This window comes from Amycolatopsis sp. NPDC104863 (assembly GCF_055582965.1).
The window spans coordinates 127,512-143,215 of the sequence record NZ_JBVJOW010000002.1 but is presented as its reverse complement, the minus strand read 5'-3'; the positions used below and the strand labels follow the sequence as shown (position 1 = coordinate 143,215).

The window sequence follows — 15,704 nt, the reverse complement described above, 5'->3', positions numbered from 1 at the left end:
AGTGGCCTCACCGGACACCGACGAACTGGCAACCGTGCCGGTCCCGTTGCCAGCGAGCGCACCTGATGCCGAGACGGTGCCGGTTTCGGCGGCGTCGGAGGCTGTCGAACCTGTCGCGCCCGTCGAACCTGTCGCACCCGTCGCTCCGGCGAAGGAGCGTGGACGCTGGTGGCGCGGCTTCACGGGCTCGCTGGCGGCGGGTCTCGCGGTCCTGGCGGTAGGCGTGCTGGCGGTGGGGGCGATCAGCCTGTATACGGGCGCCCCGGGGCCGGGGGCGGCGATGCTGATCGGTCACCCGGTGGCGGCCGTGTTGGCTCTGCTGGCGCAGCGGGTCGCGGACCGGCGGAATGGGGTGACGGCGGTGGGAGCGGGAGCCGCGGTTGTGCTGTTCACGGTGTCGGCGCTGACTCTGTTCTGGCTCACCTGACCGCTCGGATCGCCGGGTTTCGCGTGATCCGGGCCGGAACTGGCGTGATTGGGCCCGGAACTCGCGTGCGTGGGGGCGGAACTCGCGTGATTGCGGCCGGAACTGGCGTGCGGGAGGCTGTGCCCGCGTGATTGGGTCCGGAACCGGCGTGATTGGGTCCGGAACTCGCGACCTCGGTCCTGCCCTCGCGTCATTGGACCCGGAACTGGCGTGCGTGGTGCCGGAACTCGCCTGAGCGAGCCGAGCTCGCAGCCTGGCCGACCTCGCGTGATCCGAGCCGGAACTCGCGTGATTGGGCCCGTGACTGGCGTGATTGAGGCCGGAACTCGCGACCTCGGGCCGGAACTCGCGTGACTGGGGCCGGAACTCGCGTGATCGGGGCCGGAACTGGCGTGAGTGGGGGCGGAACTCGCGTGATCCGGCGGGCTTCTCGCGTGATCAGCGGGGCATCAGCCGTGATCGGAAGGGCATCACGGGCCGGGACCTACTTCAGGGCCGTCAGGGTCGTGCCGCGCTCTTCCAGCAGGACCGGACCCGCCGCGCCCAGCCGGACCACGCCCGCGTACCCGCGCCTGTCCACCCCTACCGTGCGGATCGTCGAACCGTCGTTTTCGTTCAGCACCGCCAGGCCGCCCTTGATCGGGACCACCAGCTGCGACGCGAAGATGATCCCCGGCCCCATCGCGCTGCTCAGCGTCCAGCGCGGCGACAGGTCGTCGCGGGACAGGGCCATCGTCTTCGAGCCGCTGAACCAGTACACGTTCGTCGGCGTCTGGGTGGTCGCCTCGACGCCGCCGGGTGGGTCCGTCGCCAGGTCGGCCGCGGGCACGTCCAGCGGGTACGCCGCGCGCTGGGAACCGTCGCCGTTGTAGACCACCATCAGCTTCTGGTCCGGCAACACCACCGCCGTCAGCTCGCCGGACATCGCGATCACCCGGGCGCGCTTGCCCGCCAGCACGCTGCTGAACGAGACCTGCGGCTCGTCGTCCTTCTCGGGCGCCGCCTTGTAGACCGTCAGGCGGTCGGCCGGGTCGCCCGGGCAGCGCTCGATCACACCGACCTTGCCCGACGCCGCCGCCACCGTGCCGTACGTGCAGCCCGAGCGGGGCTGCTTGCCCGCGTTGACCAGCGCCGGGACCTGGCCGTACTCGGCGCTCTTCACCAGGTCGTCGCGCCAGGTGTCGAGGAGCTTCTTGCCCGTCGCCGTCACGTGGGAGCCGTCGCTGACCAGCTGTGTGCCCAGCTCGGCGTTGCCGTTTCGCTGGGCCGTGATCCGGCCCGTGCCCGGGTCGAGCTGCGTGACCTCGCTGCAGTTGAGACTCTTGTGGTACACGGCGTTCAGCCGCCCCCACGTCTCGTTCACCGTGCACAACGGCAGGTCACGCGTGTAGTGCCAGCGGATCTGCCCGGACAGCGGGTCGCGCGCGGCGACCTCGCCGCCATCCGCGGTGGCCACCGAGTCGCCGGCCACCAGCGGCACCGGGGTCGACGCGCTCGCGGCGCTCCACAGCTCGGCCAGCGAACCGGGCACCTTCTCCGGCGCCGCGGGCAACGGCGGCGGCGGGTCCGCCTCGGTCCGGTCGGTGGCCGCGCTGTCGCTCGTCATGCCGACGACCAGCGCGACCGCCACCACGACCACCGCGATCACCGCGGCGAGCACCCGGTCCCGCCCGCGGTTCCACGGCGACCGGCGCGCCTTGACCCGCGGGGCGGGCGGGGTGACTTCGACGTCGTCGAGGACGTCTTCGGAGCCGTATCCGGGGGCCTCGGAAGCCGGCGCCGGTTCCTCTTCAGGCGTCTTCTCGACGTCGCTCACGTACCCGGACCCCCGCCGCTCAGGTTCAGTCTGCCGACGCAGGTGTATCAGACGTCGCGGCGGGGCGGCGACGGCGGCGGCGCCGAGCCGGACGCTCGGCGTTCTCGCCGGCCTCCTTCTCGACCGCCGGACCGGTCGTCTCCGGAGCCGTGCCGCGGGTGCGGCGACGCGCCCGGGTGCGGCCCTCCGACGACGCGGGAGCGTCCCCGTCCGAAGCGGCGGCAGCCTTGTCGGCGGCCTCCACGGCCTCGGCCGCGCGCGAACCACCGCGGGTGCGCTTGCGCGGCGCCCGGGAGCGCTTGCGCGGCGTCTCCTCCGGAGAAGCCGAGGACGGCGCGTCGCCACCGCGGCCACGGCCACGCGGCCCGCGGCGCTTGCCGCCCAGGTCCTCTTCCTCTTCGGCGGCCAGGCCGGCCCGCGTGCGGTTGGCCAGCGGCAGCCGACCAGTGGTGCCCGCCGGGATGCCCAGGTCCTCGTACAGGTGCTTCGACGACGAGTACGTCTCCACCGGCTCGGGCTTGTCGAGGCCCAGGGTGTCGGAGATCAGCTTCCAGCGCGGCTCTTCGTCCCAGTCCACCAGCGTGACGGCGACGCCGGTCCGGCCCGCGCGGCCGGTGCGGCCGATGCGGTGGACGTAGGTCTTCTCGTCGTCCGGGCACTGGTAGTTGATCACGTGGGTGACGTCGTCGATGTCGATGCCGCGGGCGGCGACGTCGGTCGCGACCAGCACGTCGACCTTGCCGGAGCGGAACGCGCGCAACGCCTGCTCGCGGGCGCCCTGGCCCAGGTCACCGTGCACGGCCGCGGCGGCGAAGCCGCGCTCGACCAGGTCGTCGGCCACCTTCTGCGCGGTGCGCTTGGTGCGGCTGAAGATCATCGTGAGGCCGCGGCCCTCGGCCTGCAGCACGCGGGCGATGACCTCGGGCTTGTCCATCGAGTGCGCCCGGTAGACGAACTGGGTGGTGCGCTCGTGGATCGCGCTCGCGTCGTTCTCTTCGGCGCGGATGTGCGTCGGCTGGCGCAGGAACGTGCGGGCCAGCGTGATGATCGGGCCGGGCATGGTGGCCGAGAACAGCATGGTCTGCCGCTCGTCCGGCACCATCCGCAGGATGCGCTCGATGTCGGGCAGGAAGCCCAGGTCGAGCATCTCGTCGGCCTCGTCCAGCACGAGGCCGCGGACCTTGCCCAGCACCAGGTGCTGCTGCTCGGCCAGGTCGAGCAGCCGGCCCGGGGTGCCGATCACGACGTCGACGCCCTTGCGGAGCGCCTCGATCTGCGGCTCGTACGGGCGGCCGCCGTAGATGGCCAGGGTGCGGATGCCGAGGTGCTTGCCGGCGCCCTTGAGGTCGTTCGCGACCTGGATGCACAGCTCGCGGGTCGGCACGACGACCAGCACCTGCGGGGTGCCGTCGCCGGGGACCTGCACGCGGTGCAGCAGCGGGACGCCGAAGCCCAGCGTCTTGCCCATGCCGGTGCGGGCCTGGCCGATGAGGTCGTCGCCGGCCATCGCCAGCGGGAGGGTGAGCGCCTGGATCGCGAAGGTGCGCTCGATGCCGGCCTCGCCGAGGGCCTTGACGATCTCCGGCTTGACGCCGAAGGACGCGAAGGTCGGGGCCTCCGGCTCGACCTCGACGCCCGCCTGGAGCGGGTGCGACGTGTCGAGCGCGGCGGGGCCGGTCTCGCTGTGTTCCAGCGCGACGGCGGGGGGCTGTTCGGTTGTGGGGATTTCTGCGGTCAGGGTGATCGCCTCTCTCGTGACCAGCGCGCACAACCCTGGGTCCCGTTTCGACACTCGACCGGGAGAAACCCTGGTCCCTGGCGCTGGTCTGAAGCGCGGAACCGGTCCGTCCCGGGAATGCCGGAAGAGGCGTGCACGCACATTGCAGTACGTCGGCCGACCTCGTGGCCCGCCTGTTTCCCGACGCCGGTATGGCGTACGGAAGCTTCGATATCGAATGCCAGTGTACCTGGTCAGCAGTTTTTCAACAGTACCCGGCGCGCCGGAGCCAGTGGGATCGGTCTCGTCCCGACACGCCCGGGTGCTTCGGCGATACCCTGGCCGCCGTGACCGAGCCGAAAGAGATCAGCGAAGGCGTCGTCGACCTTCTGGGTGTGATCGCCTATCTCGAACTGTCCGCCTTCGACCGGCTGGCGGAGGACGCGCGCAGTGCTCCCACGCTGGCCGGGCGCGCCGCGCTGGCGACCATGGCGGCCGCCGAGATCGGTCACTACGGCCTGCTGTCGGACCACCTGGCCGGCAACGGCGTCAAGATCGAAGACGCGATGGCGCCGTTCGTGAACCACATCGACGACTGGCACGCTTCGACCCCGCCGAAGTCGTGGCTGGAGTCGCTGGTCAAGGCCTACGTCGGCGACGGGCTCGCCGCCGACCTCTACCGGGAGATCGCCAGCTGGCTGGACCCCGAGACCAAGGATCTGGTGCTCACCGTGCTGGCCGACACCGGACACTCCGCCTTCGCCGAGCGCGAGGTGGCGGCCGGGATCGAAGCCGACCCCAAGACCCGCGACAAGCTCGCGCTGTGGGGGCGCCGCCTGCTCGGCGAGGCCCTCACGCAGGCCCAGTACGTCGTCGCCGAGCGCGACGGCCTGGCCGAGCTCATCATCAGCGGGTCGGGCGACCTCTCCGGAATTGCGGCGCTGTTCCGGCGGTTGCAACAGGGGCACACGAAGCGCATGCAGGCGCTCGGCCTGGGCTGATCCCGATGGAGTTCCGAGACACGACGAAGTGGCCGGGCGCGGACATGCGGCACCGCAACGACCCGGTTCGGTTAGCCTTGCCGGGCACATCCCTTTCGAATTTCCAGCGGAGGTCCCACGTGGAGGTCAAGATCGGCATCAAGGACACCCCGCGCGAGCTGGTGGTGTCCAGTGGCCAGTCTCCCGACGAGGTGGAGAAGCTGGTCGCCGAGGCCCTGACGGCCGGTGACGGGCTCTTCCGCATCAGCGACGAGAAGGGGCGCAAGTACATCGTCCCCTCCGACCGCATCGCCTACGTCGAGATCGCGCCGTCCGACGTGCGCAAGGTCGGCTTCGGCGTCGGCGACTGACAGCCTCTGAGCCCGCGAAGGCCACTCCAGGACGTCCTGGGGTGGCCTTCGCGCTTTCACCGGATCGGTGCGTTTTCCTTGGAGTGTCGCGAAGCCGCCGCCTAACTTCGGCTGGCGATCCGGTGCCACGGGGCGCCGGAGGAGACCTTCCGGGAGTAGCAAGCATGACCACTGTCGAGCCGTTGGCCGGCGCCGTGGCGGACCTCGTGCGGGACACCCTGTGCGCGCACAAGTCGATGTTCCTCGCGACCTCGGGCAGCGACGGCCCCTGGGTGGGCGGGGTCTACTTCGCCGAGACGGGGCCGTTCACGCTCAACCTGGTCCTCGAAGACCGGGGGCGCACGCTGGCCGCGGTCCGGGAGAACCCGGTCGTGTCGGTGGTCGTCTCGACGGGCTCGCCGATGCAGCCGTTCCTGCAGGCCCAGGCCCTCGCCGAGGTCGTACCGGCCGAGGACGACGCGCTGGTGCGCTCACTGCTGGTGGCCAAGGTGCCGGAGGCGGCGCCGTTCCTCGAGGCGCCGGTCACGGCGGTCCGCCTGAGCATCCGCAAGTGGCGCGCGACGGACATCCCGAACGGCTGGCTGCCCGGCCGCGAGCTGCCCGGCCCGCGGCAGCCCTGAACCCGGCCGGGTCGGCCACCGCGCGGGTTGGCCGAACCGGTTCTGAAGTCCGTGAAGGCCCCCTCGGCCGAGGGGGCCTTCACGGCGTTCAGGCGTTGAGTGGATGCGGTGCTCGCGGCCGGGATCGTCCGGCTGGCCCGAGGTCGCCGGCGTTCAGGCGTTGAGCTCTTCCAGCGTCGTCGGCACGGTGAACGGCGGGGTGCTGGTCCCCATGATCCGGTATCGGCCCCACGGGTCCGGGTCCGACAGCTCCCCGGTCGCCGAATACGCGCCGGCCTGGATGGACACCGGCTTCTTCTTTCCACCCGCCAGCTTCGTCAGCTCTTCGTTCACCGCCACCCGGCCGTACCAGCGGTAGAACCCGTCGATCGGCTGGAAGTAGCCGCGCAGCTCCACCGTCGTCGTCAGCGAGACGCCGTCGACCACCAGGGTCGCTTCGCCGCTGTAGCCGTCTTCGTCGTGGTCGCTCATGACGTCTCCTCCAAAGGCTCGGCGCGGCCCAGCTGGACCACCTTGTTGGCTTCCAGGGGCTGGTTCGGGTCGATGACCACGCCGTTCTGGCGGGTCAGGCCGTCGATCGCCGCCCAGATGATCTGCGTCAGGTACTCCACCACCGCGTCGCGGCTCATCGAACGGCGGTCGAGCCACCACTCGCCGGTGTTCTGGACCATTCCGACGATGCCGTGCGCCCACGGCTCGGCCGCGCCGGAGTCCATGTTGAACATCCGCATGTAGTCGCCGAGGAGCGCCGTCAAAGCCGACGCGATCAGCTCCTTGTCCTCGGCCACGACGTCGGACGACACCGGCTTCTCCGGGCGGCCGTGCGCGAGCAGCCGGTACAGGTTCGGGTGCTCCTCGATCACCGTGAAGAACGCGTCGAGGGCCATCCGGATCCGCGGCACCGGCGCGAGCTCGGCGTTGATCGCCGGGATCAGGCGCTCGAAGAGGATCTCCGTGCCGCGCTGGCCGAGGGCCACATACAGATCGGCCTTGTCGTCGAAGTGCCGGTACAGCACGGGTTTCGTGACGCCGGCCTCCGCGGCGACGTCCTCCATGCCGAGGTCGGGGCCGTGCGTGTCGAGCGCCCGCAGCGCGGCTTCGACGAACTCCTTGCGCCGCGCGATCCGGTGCTTGCGCCAGCGGTCGCGCCGGGCGTCGCCGGTCGCCTCCCCGTCGCGCGACGAGGGCTTGGACGGCTTGCCGGAGCGCTTGACACGTTCGATCACGGGGCTCATGCTACGCACAGGTAACTGTTACCTCAAGTTACACATTGCGGAAGGGGTGTCGGCGATGACGCGGACGCTGAAGGAACCGGATCGCGAGAAGACGGCGGAGCGCCTGCTGAAGTCGTCGGCGAACAAGTTCTACGACCCCGACGTCGACATCGACTGGGCGGCGCCGCTCGTCGAAGGCAAACGCTTCATCCTGGACGAACGCTCCTCGCTGTACGGCACCGAACTCTGGGACGAGCTGACCCCGGAGCAGCGCATCGAGCTGGGCAAGCACGAGGTCGCGAGTGTCGCGACGACCGGGCTGTGGTTCGAGATCCTCCTGATGCAGATGCTGCTCAAGGAGGTCTACGAGCAGGACCCGACGTCCGCGCACGCGCAGTTCGCGCTCACCGAGATCGCCGACGAATGCCGCCATTCGACGATGTTCGCGCGGATGGCGTCGCGGATCGGCTGCCCCGCCTACGGCCCGGTGCCGTGGCTGCGGCGCCTCGCGAAGCTGATGCCGACGATCTCCTACGGCCCGGCGCGCTACGGCGCGATCCTGGTCGCCGAGGAGGTCCTCGACCGGCTGCAGCGCGAGCAGATGAACGACGACGGCGTCCAGCCGCTGGTCCGGATGGTCAACCGGATCCACGTGCTCGAAGAGGCCCGGCATGTCACCTTCGCCCGCGAAGAAGTCACGCGCGGGATGGCGAAGCTCTCGAAGGCCGAAATCGCCTACCAGCAGTTCATCATCGCGGTCATCTCGTACTTCGTGACGCGCGCGTTCATCAACCCGAACGTCTACAAGGCGGTCGGCATCCGGCCGCGCGACGGCGTCGAGGCGGCGCTGAACAACCCGCACTGGCAGGGAACAATCGCCTGGGCCGGGGAGAAGATCATGCCGTTCCTGCAGGAGTCCGGCCTGGTCGGGCTGCCCGGGAAGTACTTCTGGCGCAAGTCCTTCCTGCTCCCGGCGGGCCGATGACCACCGCGGCGCGGCTGCGCGACCCGTCGCTCGGGCACCGGTTCGTCGCGAGCGACGGCGCCGCGCTGCACGTCGAGCAGTCCGGGCCGGCCGACTCGGCGGTGACGCTGGTGCTCGTGCACGGCTGGACGCAGGACCACCGGACGTGGGACTTCGTGCTGCCGCACCTGGACCCGGGCGTGCGCGTGCTGCGGTACGACCTGCGCGGCCACGGCGGCTCGGCGCACGCGCGACCCGGGTCGGCGTCGATCTCGCGGCTGGCGGACGACCTCGCCGAGCTGATCGCCGACCGCGTCCCGAACGGCCCGCTCGTGCTCGCCGGGCACTCGATGGGCGGCATGACGCTCATGGTGCTTGCCGAGCGGCATCCGCAGCTCGTCCGGGAGCGGCTCGCGGGGGCGGCGTTCGTGGCGACGTCGTCCGGGGACATGGACAAGCTCACGCTCGGGTTCCCCGGGCTGGTCGGGCGGGGCGTGACGCGCTTCGAGCCGCGAGTGGCCCGCCTGCTCGCGCGGCTGCGGTCGGACACGCTGCGGCTGCGCCCGGGGATGGTCCGCTCGGGCGCGCGCCGGCTGGTGTTCGGCGCGCGGCCGGGGCGGGCGCAGGTGGACAGCGTCGTCGAGCAGCTGCTGACCGCGCACCCGGCGAGCGCCGGGCTGTTCCTGGACGCGATCGCGGCCCACCGCGGCGTCGGGGGCCTGGGCGCGCTGTGCGACGTGCCGTCGGTGGTGCTGGCGGGGGAGCGGGACCGGCTCTGCCCGCTGGCGCACGCGAAGGTGATCGCGGACGAGCTGCCGCACGCGGAGTTCGTCCGTTACCCCGGGGCCGGGCACATGCTCCCGCAGGAGCGCCCGTCCGAGGTCGCCCGTCGCATCTCGGCGCTGGTCCGGACCGCCACCCGCTGACCCCTCCTCAGGAGTCCTTGAGGGGGAAGCCGCCGCCGATGCCGCGCCAGGCCAGGTTGGCCGTCAGGGCCACCGCCTCCTCGCGGCTCATCGACTGGTGGTGCTGCAGCCAGAACCGGGCGCTGACCTGGCTCATCCCCACCAGCCCGACGGCCAGCAGCCGCGCCTTGTCCTCGTCGAGACCGGCGTCCGCGGTGATCGTGTCCGTGATCGCGTCGACGCTCGCCGACGTCGCGCGGTCGACCGCCTCCTGGACCGCCGGCTCGCCGCGCAGGTCGGACTCGAAGACCATCCGGAACGCGCCCGCGTCGTTGCTGACGAAGTCGAAGAACGCGCCGACCGTCGCCGGGACGCGCTGCTTGTTCTCGGTCGTCGAGTTCAACGCGTTCTGGACGCGCTTGACCAGTTCGTCGACGTGGCTTTCCAGCAGCGCGATGTACAGGTCGAGCTTGCCGGGGAAGTGCTGGTAGAGCACCGGCTTGCTGACACCGGCCACTTCGGCGATCTCGTCCATCGCGGCGGCGTGGTAGCCGTTCTCGGCGAAGACCCGCTGCGCCGCGGCGAGGAGCTGGGCCCGGCGCTCGGTCCGGGGCAGCCGCACCCCACGTTGCTGCAGCCGTGTCATCTCCGTCATGCTCTTCCTCCCGTCTTCACACCCTTCGACGGGCGGGGTCGCCACCGCGTGAAGTCGCCCTGAAGATTACTCGCCGGTATGTATGCCTTGCCAAGTGTCGGGCATCCTGGATTCGTGAACACCGCCGCGACCACGCGGGCGCCGCTGACCCACGTGCCCATGTCGACCAGGGAACTTCCACCCCTGGAGCCGATCCTCCCGCCCTGGCCGGCGACCTTCGAAGAAACCGGCCCAGCCCGCCTCCACGTCCGCCGCACCCCGGGCCCGGACGGCGTCCCCGCGGTCTACGTGCACGGCCTCGGCGGCTCCTCGACGAACTGGACCGACCTGGCCGCGCTGCTCGCGCCGGTCGCCGGCGGCACCGCCCCCGACCTGCCCGGATTCGGCTATTCGGAGCCCGAAGCGGGCTTCGACTTCAGCCTCCAGGCGCACGCGGACGTCGTCGCGCGGCACATCGAGGCCGTCGGCGCGCCGGTGCACCTGCTCGGCAACTCGATGGGCGGCGCGATCGCGCTGCTCATCGCCGAACGGCGGCCGGAGCTGGTCAAGACGCTGACGCTCATCTCGCCGGCGATGCCTGATCGCCGGCCCGACCCGCGACGGCTGTCCGACCCGCGGATGGCGCTGGCCTACCTGCCGCTGGTCGGCGGGCGCGTGCGGGCGCAGCTGGCCGCGCTCGGCCCGCGGGAACGCGCCGCGCAGGTCATCAAGCTGTGCTTCGCCGACCCGTCGAGGTTCCCCGAGAGCCGGCTCGACGAGCTGACCGAGGAGCACGGCGCCCGCGCCGGGTTCACCTGGGCCGCGCCCGCGATGGCCCGCAGCACCTTCGCCATCTTCCGGGCCTGGTCGACGCTCGGGAAGGCGTCCCTCTGGGCCGCCGCGCCCCGGGTCCAGGCGCCGACTCTGGTCGTCTGGGGCCGCGACGACCGCGTGATCTCCGTGCGACGCGCCGTCCGGACCGCGCGCGCGTTGCCGAAGGCCCGGCTCCTCGTGCTCCCGCGCACCGGCCACGTGGCGCAGATGGAACGCCCGATCGCCGTGGCGAAGGCCGTTCTGGGCATGTGGGAGCACGTCGACGCCGGAACCTGGTAACCCGATCGGGCGACAACTGATCGCCGGGCGACCCGCCAGTCGCCGAGGGCGGCGGCTCGGCGCTGTGGCACCCTGGTGCGGTGGACCGGGTGAAGCAGGACGCGCGAGGCGAAGATCGGCGGTCTCCCCACCGCGCGTCGGCCCGCCGTGCGCCGCACGGCGCCCCGGAGCCCGAGGACCCCCCGCGCACCGGGCAGTACCGCCCGTCGAGGGCGCCGGCCGAGCGCGTCGCCGAAGACCGCTACCGCCCGGGTGGCCGCCGGACCACCGCCGAGCCGCTGAGCGCCTCCTGGAAGCCGCACAAGGAGGCCCGGGAGGCGAAGGCGGAGGCCGACCCGCCCAAGTCGGCGCTGCACAAGCTCACCAGGACCTACGGCTGGCGCGTCTACGCCCTGCCGATCCTCGTGGTGCTGACCGTGCTCGTCGTGGTCAACACCGCGAACAGCCCGGCCGAGCCGATCGCCGAGCAGGGCGCGCCCGCCGGCGTCGAGTCGGCGGGCGGCGACACCTCCGGCGGCGCCATCGACGGCAACGGCGACCAGGGCATCCCGGAGAACCCCGCCACCCCGGTCGACCTCAAGGTCCCGACGGCGGACCTGCCGACCGGCAGCCCGTTCACCCAGGCCGGCACCGGTCAGTGGCACACGGTTCCGGGCAGCGGGCCGAAGATCGGCAACGGGAAGCCCTACACCTACACCGTCGACGTCGAGGACGGCATCGACCCGGCGAGCTACGCCGGGGACGACGCTTTCGCCGCGGCCGTGCAAGGCACGCTGTCGGATCCCAAGAGCTGGACGTGGGACGGCAAGATCGCCCTTCAGCGCGTCGACCAGAACTTCCCCAACCCGTCGTTCAGGGTGAGCCTCACCACGCCGGAGACGACGCACCGGGCGGACGCCTGCGGGTTCCAGATCACCTTCGAGGCGTCCTGCTACCGCAAGAGCATGGGGCGCGTGCTGATCAACCTGGCCCGCTGGGTGCGCGGCGCGAAGGCGTTCGGCGCCGACATGACCGGCTACCGGCAGTACGCCATCAACCACGAGGTCGGGCACGCGCTGGGCAACCAGCACGTCGGCTGCGGTGGCAACGGCCAGCCCGCGCCGGTGATGATGCAGCAGTCCTTCGGCGTGAACGACGACTACGTCGCGATGCTCAACGACATCCCCGGCGGCGACAAGGGCAAGGTGGCCAAGGACGGCCGCATCTGCGTCCCCAACGCCTGGCCGAATCCCACTCCCAAAAGCTGATCCCAGCATCTGGGCATCCGGGAAGGTCTTTTTGCCAGCGGGTGTTGTGCATAGTGGGATGGACGCACCCGCGAGATGGAGGACCCGATGTCAGCACTGCCGCCGCTCGTCGAGCCGGCTGCCGAGCTCACCAAGGAAGAGGTGGCGCGGTACAGCCGTCACCTGATCATCCCGGACGTCGGGGTGACCGGGCAGAAGCGGCTGAAGAACGCGAAGGTCCTGGTCATCGGCGCCGGCGGCCTCGGCAGCCCGGCGCTGCTGTACCTGGCCGCGGCCGGGGTCGGCACGCTCGGCATCGTCGACTTCGACGTCGTGGACGAGTCGAACCTGCAGCGCCAGGTCATCCACGGCCAGTCGGACATCGACAAGCTCAAGGCCGCCTCCGCGCAGGAGTCGATCGCCAAGATCAACCCGCTGGTCAAGGTGCACCTGCACACCGACCGGCTGGACTCGTCGAACGCCCTGGAGATCTTCGAGCAGTACGACCTGATCGTCGACGGCACCGACAACTTCGCCACGCGTTACCTGGTGAACGACGCCGCGGTGCTGCTCGGCAAGCCGTACGTCTGGGGCTCGATCTTCCGCTTCGAGGGCCAGGTCAGCGTCTTCTGGGAAGACGCGCCGAACGGCAAGGGCCTCAACTACCGCGACCTCTACCCGGAGCCGCCGCCCCCGGGCATGGTCCCCTCCTGCGCCGAGGGTGGCGTGCTGGGCGTGCTCTGCGCGTCCATCGGCTCGATCATGGTGACCGAGGCGATCAAGCTCATCACCGGCATCGGCGAGACGCTGCTCGGGCGGCTCATCAGCTACGACGCGCTGGAGATGAAGTACCGCGAGGTCAAGATCCGCAAGGACCCGGAGACCCCGCAGATCACCGAGCTGATCGACTACGAGGCGTTCTGCGGCGTGGTTTCCGACGAGGCCGCGAAGGCCGCGACGGGGAGCACCATCACGCCCGCGGAGCTCAAGGCCAAGTTCGACAACGGCGACAACTTCGCCCTCATCGACGTCCGCGAGCCGCACGAGTACGAGATCGTCAACATCAAGGGCGCGACGCTGATCCCGAAGGACCGGATCCTGTCCGGCGAGGCGCTGGCCGAGCTGCCGCAGGACAAGCCGATCGTGCTGCACTGCAAGTCCGGCGCCCGGTCCGCGGAGGCGCTCGCCGCGCTGCACGCGGCCGGCTTCAAGGACGCGACGCACCTCGGCGGCGGTGTCCTGGCCTGGGCGAAGCAGATCGACCCGAGCCTGCCGACCTACTGACAGTGGCTCCCGTGAAGGCCGCCTCCGGCTTCGGAGGCGGCCTTCACGGCGTTTCGCCCGAGTCGTCCCGCACGTTCCAAAACACTGCGTGACCAGCGCGTCTTCTCGATCGTGGCGGGCTCTGCCGGGTACCGTCACCAGTTGTGCGGTCAACCCTCGAACGTCCCCCGGCGCACGTCTGCGCGGCCTTCGGCGGCCTGGACGACGGCAGCGAGCCGATGCCGGACTCGGCGGCGTGGCGCTGCGGCGACCTCGTGCTCAAGCCGGTCACCGACAAGGCGGAAACGCTCTGGACGGCCCGCGCGCTCGACTACGTCGACGAGCCGGGCCTGCGCGTGGCGAAGCCGGTCCGCTCCTCCGACGGCCGCTGGATCGTCGGCGGCTGGACGGCGTCCCGGTTCGTCGCGGGCGCGCCGGAACACCGCGGTGACGCCTCCGTGCTGGCCGCGGTGAAGCTGCACCGCGCGACCATGGGCCTGCCGCGGCCGGACTTCATCGCCGGCCGCAAGGACGTCGACGCCGTCGCCGACCGCGTCGCGTGGGAAGAGCTGGAGGTCCCGCTCGAGGAGACGAAGGGCGGCCGCTGGTTCGAGGTCCTCGCCGGCGCCCGCCGCCCGATCCGGCTGCCGTCGCAGGTGGCGCACGGCGAGCTGCTCGCGGGCCTGCTGTTCGACGGCGACGCCGCCCCGGGTGTCGTCGACTTCGTCCCGTACTACCGCCCGGGCGAGTACGGCGCGGCGATCGTCGCGGTCGACGCCCTCGCCTGGGGCGACGCGACCCGTGACCTGCTCGAACGCTGGGCGCACCTGCCGGAGTGGCCGCAGCTGCTGCTGCGTGCGGTGCTGTTCCGGCTCGCGGCGCACGCCCTGAACCCGCGGTCCACGCACGCCGCGCTGGACGGCCTCCGCGCGGCGGCCCGCGAGGTCAGCGGTGTCCTGTGAGCGCGTGCACCTCACCGCCGGGGCGGCGTGAGGTCCGCCGCAATGTCAACTGCCTGAAACATTCGGTCGATTCCGAGTAACACGGCCTCCTTAGCGTCAGGGCCTGTCCCCGAGACGCCGAGGAGAGAACGCCGTGGCGCACCAAGGAAAGCACTGGATCGAGCACTGGGAACCGGAGAACGAGCAGTTCTGGGCGTCGACCGGCAAGCGGGTCGCCCGCCGCAACCTGTGGTTCTCGGTGCTGGCCGAGCACATCGGCTTCTCGGTCTGGACACTGTGGTCGGTCATCGTCCTGTTCATGGGCAAGGACTACGGCTTCTCCGCGGCCGACAAGTTCCTGCTCGTCTCGACGCCGACGCTGGTCGGCGGCCTGATGCGGCTGCCCTACACCTTCGCCGTGGCGAAGTTCGGCGGCCGCAACTGGACGGTCGTGTCCGCGCTGCTGCTGCTCGTCCCGACGGTGCTGGCCGCGGCCGTGCTGCACCCCGGCACGTCACTCGGCACGTTCCTGCTGGTCGCGGCCCTCGGCGGGGTCGGCGGCGGCAACTTCGCGTCGTCGATGACGAACATCAACACCTTCTACCCGGAGAAGCACAAGGGCTGGGCCCTCGGCCTCAACGCCGGGGGCGGCAACCTCGGCGTCGCGGCGATCCAGCTCGTCGGGCTCCTGGTGATCGGCACGGCGGGCGCGACCGCGCCGCGGCTCGTGCTCTACGTCTACATCCCGCTGATCGTGGTCGCCGCGGTGTGCGCGTACTTCTACATGGACAACCTCGCCACGGTGAAGGGCGACACGAAGGCGATGCGCGAGGTCGTCAAGGACGCGCACACCTGGGTGATGTCGCTGCTCTACGTCGGCACGTTCGGCTCGTTCATCGGGTACAGCTTCGCGTTCGGGCTGGTGCTGCAGAACCAGTTCGGCCGCACGCCGCTGCAGGCGGCCGCGGTGACGTTCCTCGGCCCGCTGCTCGGCTCGCTCTCGCGCCCGGCCGGCGGCTGGCTCGCCGACCGGATCGGCGGCGGCAAGATCACCGTCGCCACGTTCGCCGGGATGGCGCTGGCGACGGTCGTGCTCATCCTCGCGTCGACGTCGAAGTCCCTGGTGCTGTTCACGGTCGCGTTCATCGTGCTGTTCGTGCTCGCCGGCGTCGGCAACGGCTCGACGTACAAGATGATCCCGGCGATCTTCCGGGCGAAGGCGCGGACGGCGATCGCGAACGGCGCCGACGAGGCGGCCGAGCTGCTCAAGGCGCGGCGGCTGTCCGGCGCGCTGATCGGCCTGGCCGGCGCGATCGGCGCCGAGGGCGGCCTGTTCATCAACCTCGCGTTCCGGCAGTCGTTCGCCGACGCTCGCAGCGGGGTTCCCGCGTTCATCGGGTTCCTGGTCTTCTACGGGCTGTGCTTCGCCGTCACGTGGGTGGTCTACCTGCGCAAACCCGCCGAACAGCCGACGGGTGAGCGCGGTCTGGCGCTCGCGGGAGCGGAGGTCTGA

The 15,704-nt window shown here is 71.2% G+C and carries 16 protein-coding genes; 11 read left to right on the top strand and 5 right to left on the bottom strand.

Annotated elements, in window-relative coordinates:
- The first annotated feature begins 1 nt into the window (after nucleotide 1).
- A complete protein-coding gene (locus ACZ63J_RS09920) occupies nucleotides 2–427 on the top strand; it encodes a hypothetical protein (protein ID WP_465403888.1) in 426 nt (141 codons plus the stop codon).
- Between the two features lie 484 nt (nucleotides 428–911).
- Here ACZ63J_RS09920 and ACZ63J_RS09915 read toward each other — a convergent pair whose 3' ends face one another.
- Nucleotides 912–2,243, bottom strand: a complete 1,332-nt coding sequence (locus ACZ63J_RS09915) for an Rv3212 family protein (RefSeq protein WP_465403887.1) — start codon at nucleotides 2,241–2,243, stop codon at nucleotides 912–914.
- 25 nt (nucleotides 2,244–2,268) lie between these two features.
- Nucleotides 2,269–3,987, bottom strand: a complete 1,719-nt coding sequence (locus ACZ63J_RS09910) for a DEAD/DEAH box helicase (protein WP_465403991.1) — start codon at nucleotides 3,985–3,987, stop codon at nucleotides 2,269–2,271.
- Between the two features lie 320 nt (nucleotides 3,988–4,307).
- On the opposite strand from ACZ63J_RS09910, the gene ACZ63J_RS09905 reads away from it, so the two are divergent.
- The 3 genes from ACZ63J_RS09905 (at nucleotide 4,308) to ACZ63J_RS09895 (ending at nucleotide 5,931) form a co-directional block, all read left to right on the top strand.
- Complete coding sequence (locus tag ACZ63J_RS09905; RefSeq protein ID WP_465403886.1) at nucleotides 4,308–4,961, top strand: ferritin-like fold-containing protein; 654 nt, start codon at nucleotides 4,308–4,310, stop codon at nucleotides 4,959–4,961.
- 119 nt (nucleotides 4,962–5,080) lie between these two features.
- Complete coding sequence (locus ACZ63J_RS09900; RefSeq protein ID WP_284747446.1) at nucleotides 5,081–5,311, top strand: DUF3107 domain-containing protein; 231 nt, start codon at nucleotides 5,081–5,083, stop codon at nucleotides 5,309–5,311.
- A 164-nt stretch (nucleotides 5,312–5,475) separates the two neighbouring features.
- Nucleotides 5,476–5,931, top strand: coding sequence for a pyridoxamine 5'-phosphate oxidase family protein (locus ACZ63J_RS09895; protein ID WP_465403884.1), 456 nt, complete (start codon nucleotides 5,476–5,478; stop codon nucleotides 5,929–5,931).
- A 153-nt stretch (nucleotides 5,932–6,084) separates the two neighbouring features.
- Here ACZ63J_RS09895 and ACZ63J_RS09890 read toward each other — a convergent pair whose 3' ends face one another.
- Both ACZ63J_RS09890 and ACZ63J_RS09885 read right to left on the bottom strand, forming a co-directional pair.
- A complete protein-coding gene (locus ACZ63J_RS09890; RefSeq protein ID WP_465335628.1) occupies nucleotides 6,085–6,402 on the bottom strand; it encodes a DUF4873 domain-containing protein in 318 nt (105 codons plus the stop codon).
- Nucleotides 6,399–7,166 (bottom strand): TetR/AcrR family transcriptional regulator, encoded by a 768-nt coding sequence (locus ACZ63J_RS09885; protein WP_465335627.1) that lies wholly within the window; start codon nucleotides 7,164–7,166, stop codon nucleotides 6,399–6,401. Before ACZ63J_RS09885 ends, ACZ63J_RS09890 begins: the two co-directional genes overlap by 4 nt.
- A 55-nt stretch (nucleotides 7,167–7,221) precedes the next feature.
- Between ACZ63J_RS09885 and ACZ63J_RS09880 the strand changes: the two genes are divergently transcribed.
- Together ACZ63J_RS09880 and ACZ63J_RS09875 are read left to right on the top strand one after the other, a co-directional pair.
- A complete protein-coding gene (locus tag ACZ63J_RS09880) occupies nucleotides 7,222–8,130 on the top strand; it encodes an AurF N-oxygenase family protein (protein ID WP_465403882.1) in 909 nt (302 codons plus the stop codon).
- Nucleotides 8,127–9,035 carry an alpha/beta fold hydrolase gene (locus ACZ63J_RS09875; protein ID WP_465403880.1) on the top strand — a complete coding sequence of 303 codons (909 nt, stop codon included), beginning with the start codon at nucleotides 8,127–8,129 and terminating at the stop codon, nucleotides 9,033–9,035. The genes ACZ63J_RS09880 and ACZ63J_RS09875 overlap by 4 nt, the downstream gene beginning before the upstream one ends.
- Before the next feature lie 7 nt (nucleotides 9,036–9,042).
- On the opposite strand, the gene ACZ63J_RS09870 is transcribed toward ACZ63J_RS09875, so the two are convergent.
- Nucleotides 9,043–9,669 carry a TetR/AcrR family transcriptional regulator gene (locus tag ACZ63J_RS09870; RefSeq protein ID WP_465303004.1) on the bottom strand — a complete coding sequence of 209 codons (627 nt, stop codon included), beginning with the start codon at nucleotides 9,667–9,669 and terminating at the stop codon, nucleotides 9,043–9,045.
- Between the two features lie 159 nt (nucleotides 9,670–9,828).
- Here ACZ63J_RS09870 and ACZ63J_RS09865 point away from each other — a divergent pair, with 159 nt between their 5' ends.
- The 5 genes from ACZ63J_RS09865 to ACZ63J_RS09845 all read left to right on the top strand — a co-directional run bounded on the left by ACZ63J_RS09865 (nucleotide 9,829) and on the right by ACZ63J_RS09845 (nucleotide 15,704).
- Nucleotides 9,829–10,761, top strand: coding sequence for an alpha/beta fold hydrolase (locus tag ACZ63J_RS09865; protein ID WP_465336089.1), 933 nt, complete (start codon nucleotides 9,829–9,831; stop codon nucleotides 10,759–10,761).
- An 80-nt stretch (nucleotides 10,762–10,841) separates the two neighbouring features.
- Nucleotides 10,842–12,008 (top strand): DUF3152 domain-containing protein, encoded by a 1,167-nt coding sequence (locus ACZ63J_RS09860; RefSeq protein ID WP_465403878.1) that lies wholly within the window; start codon nucleotides 10,842–10,844, stop codon nucleotides 12,006–12,008.
- An 87-nt stretch (nucleotides 12,009–12,095) separates the two neighbouring features.
- Nucleotides 12,096–13,271, top strand: a complete 1,176-nt coding sequence (gene moeZ / locus ACZ63J_RS09855; RefSeq protein ID WP_465439404.1) for an adenylyltransferase/sulfurtransferase MoeZ — start codon at nucleotides 12,096–12,098, stop codon at nucleotides 13,269–13,271.
- 143 nt (nucleotides 13,272–13,414) lie between these two features.
- Nucleotides 13,415–14,212 carry a TIGR02569 family protein gene (locus ACZ63J_RS09850; protein ID WP_465335622.1) on the top strand — a complete coding sequence of 266 codons (798 nt, stop codon included), beginning with the start codon at nucleotides 13,415–13,417 and terminating at the stop codon, nucleotides 14,210–14,212.
- 133 nt (nucleotides 14,213–14,345) lie between these two features.
- On the top strand, nucleotides 14,346–15,704 hold the full coding sequence (locus ACZ63J_RS09845) for a nitrate/nitrite transporter (protein WP_465335621.1): 1,359 nt from the start codon (nucleotides 14,346–14,348) through the stop codon (nucleotides 15,702–15,704).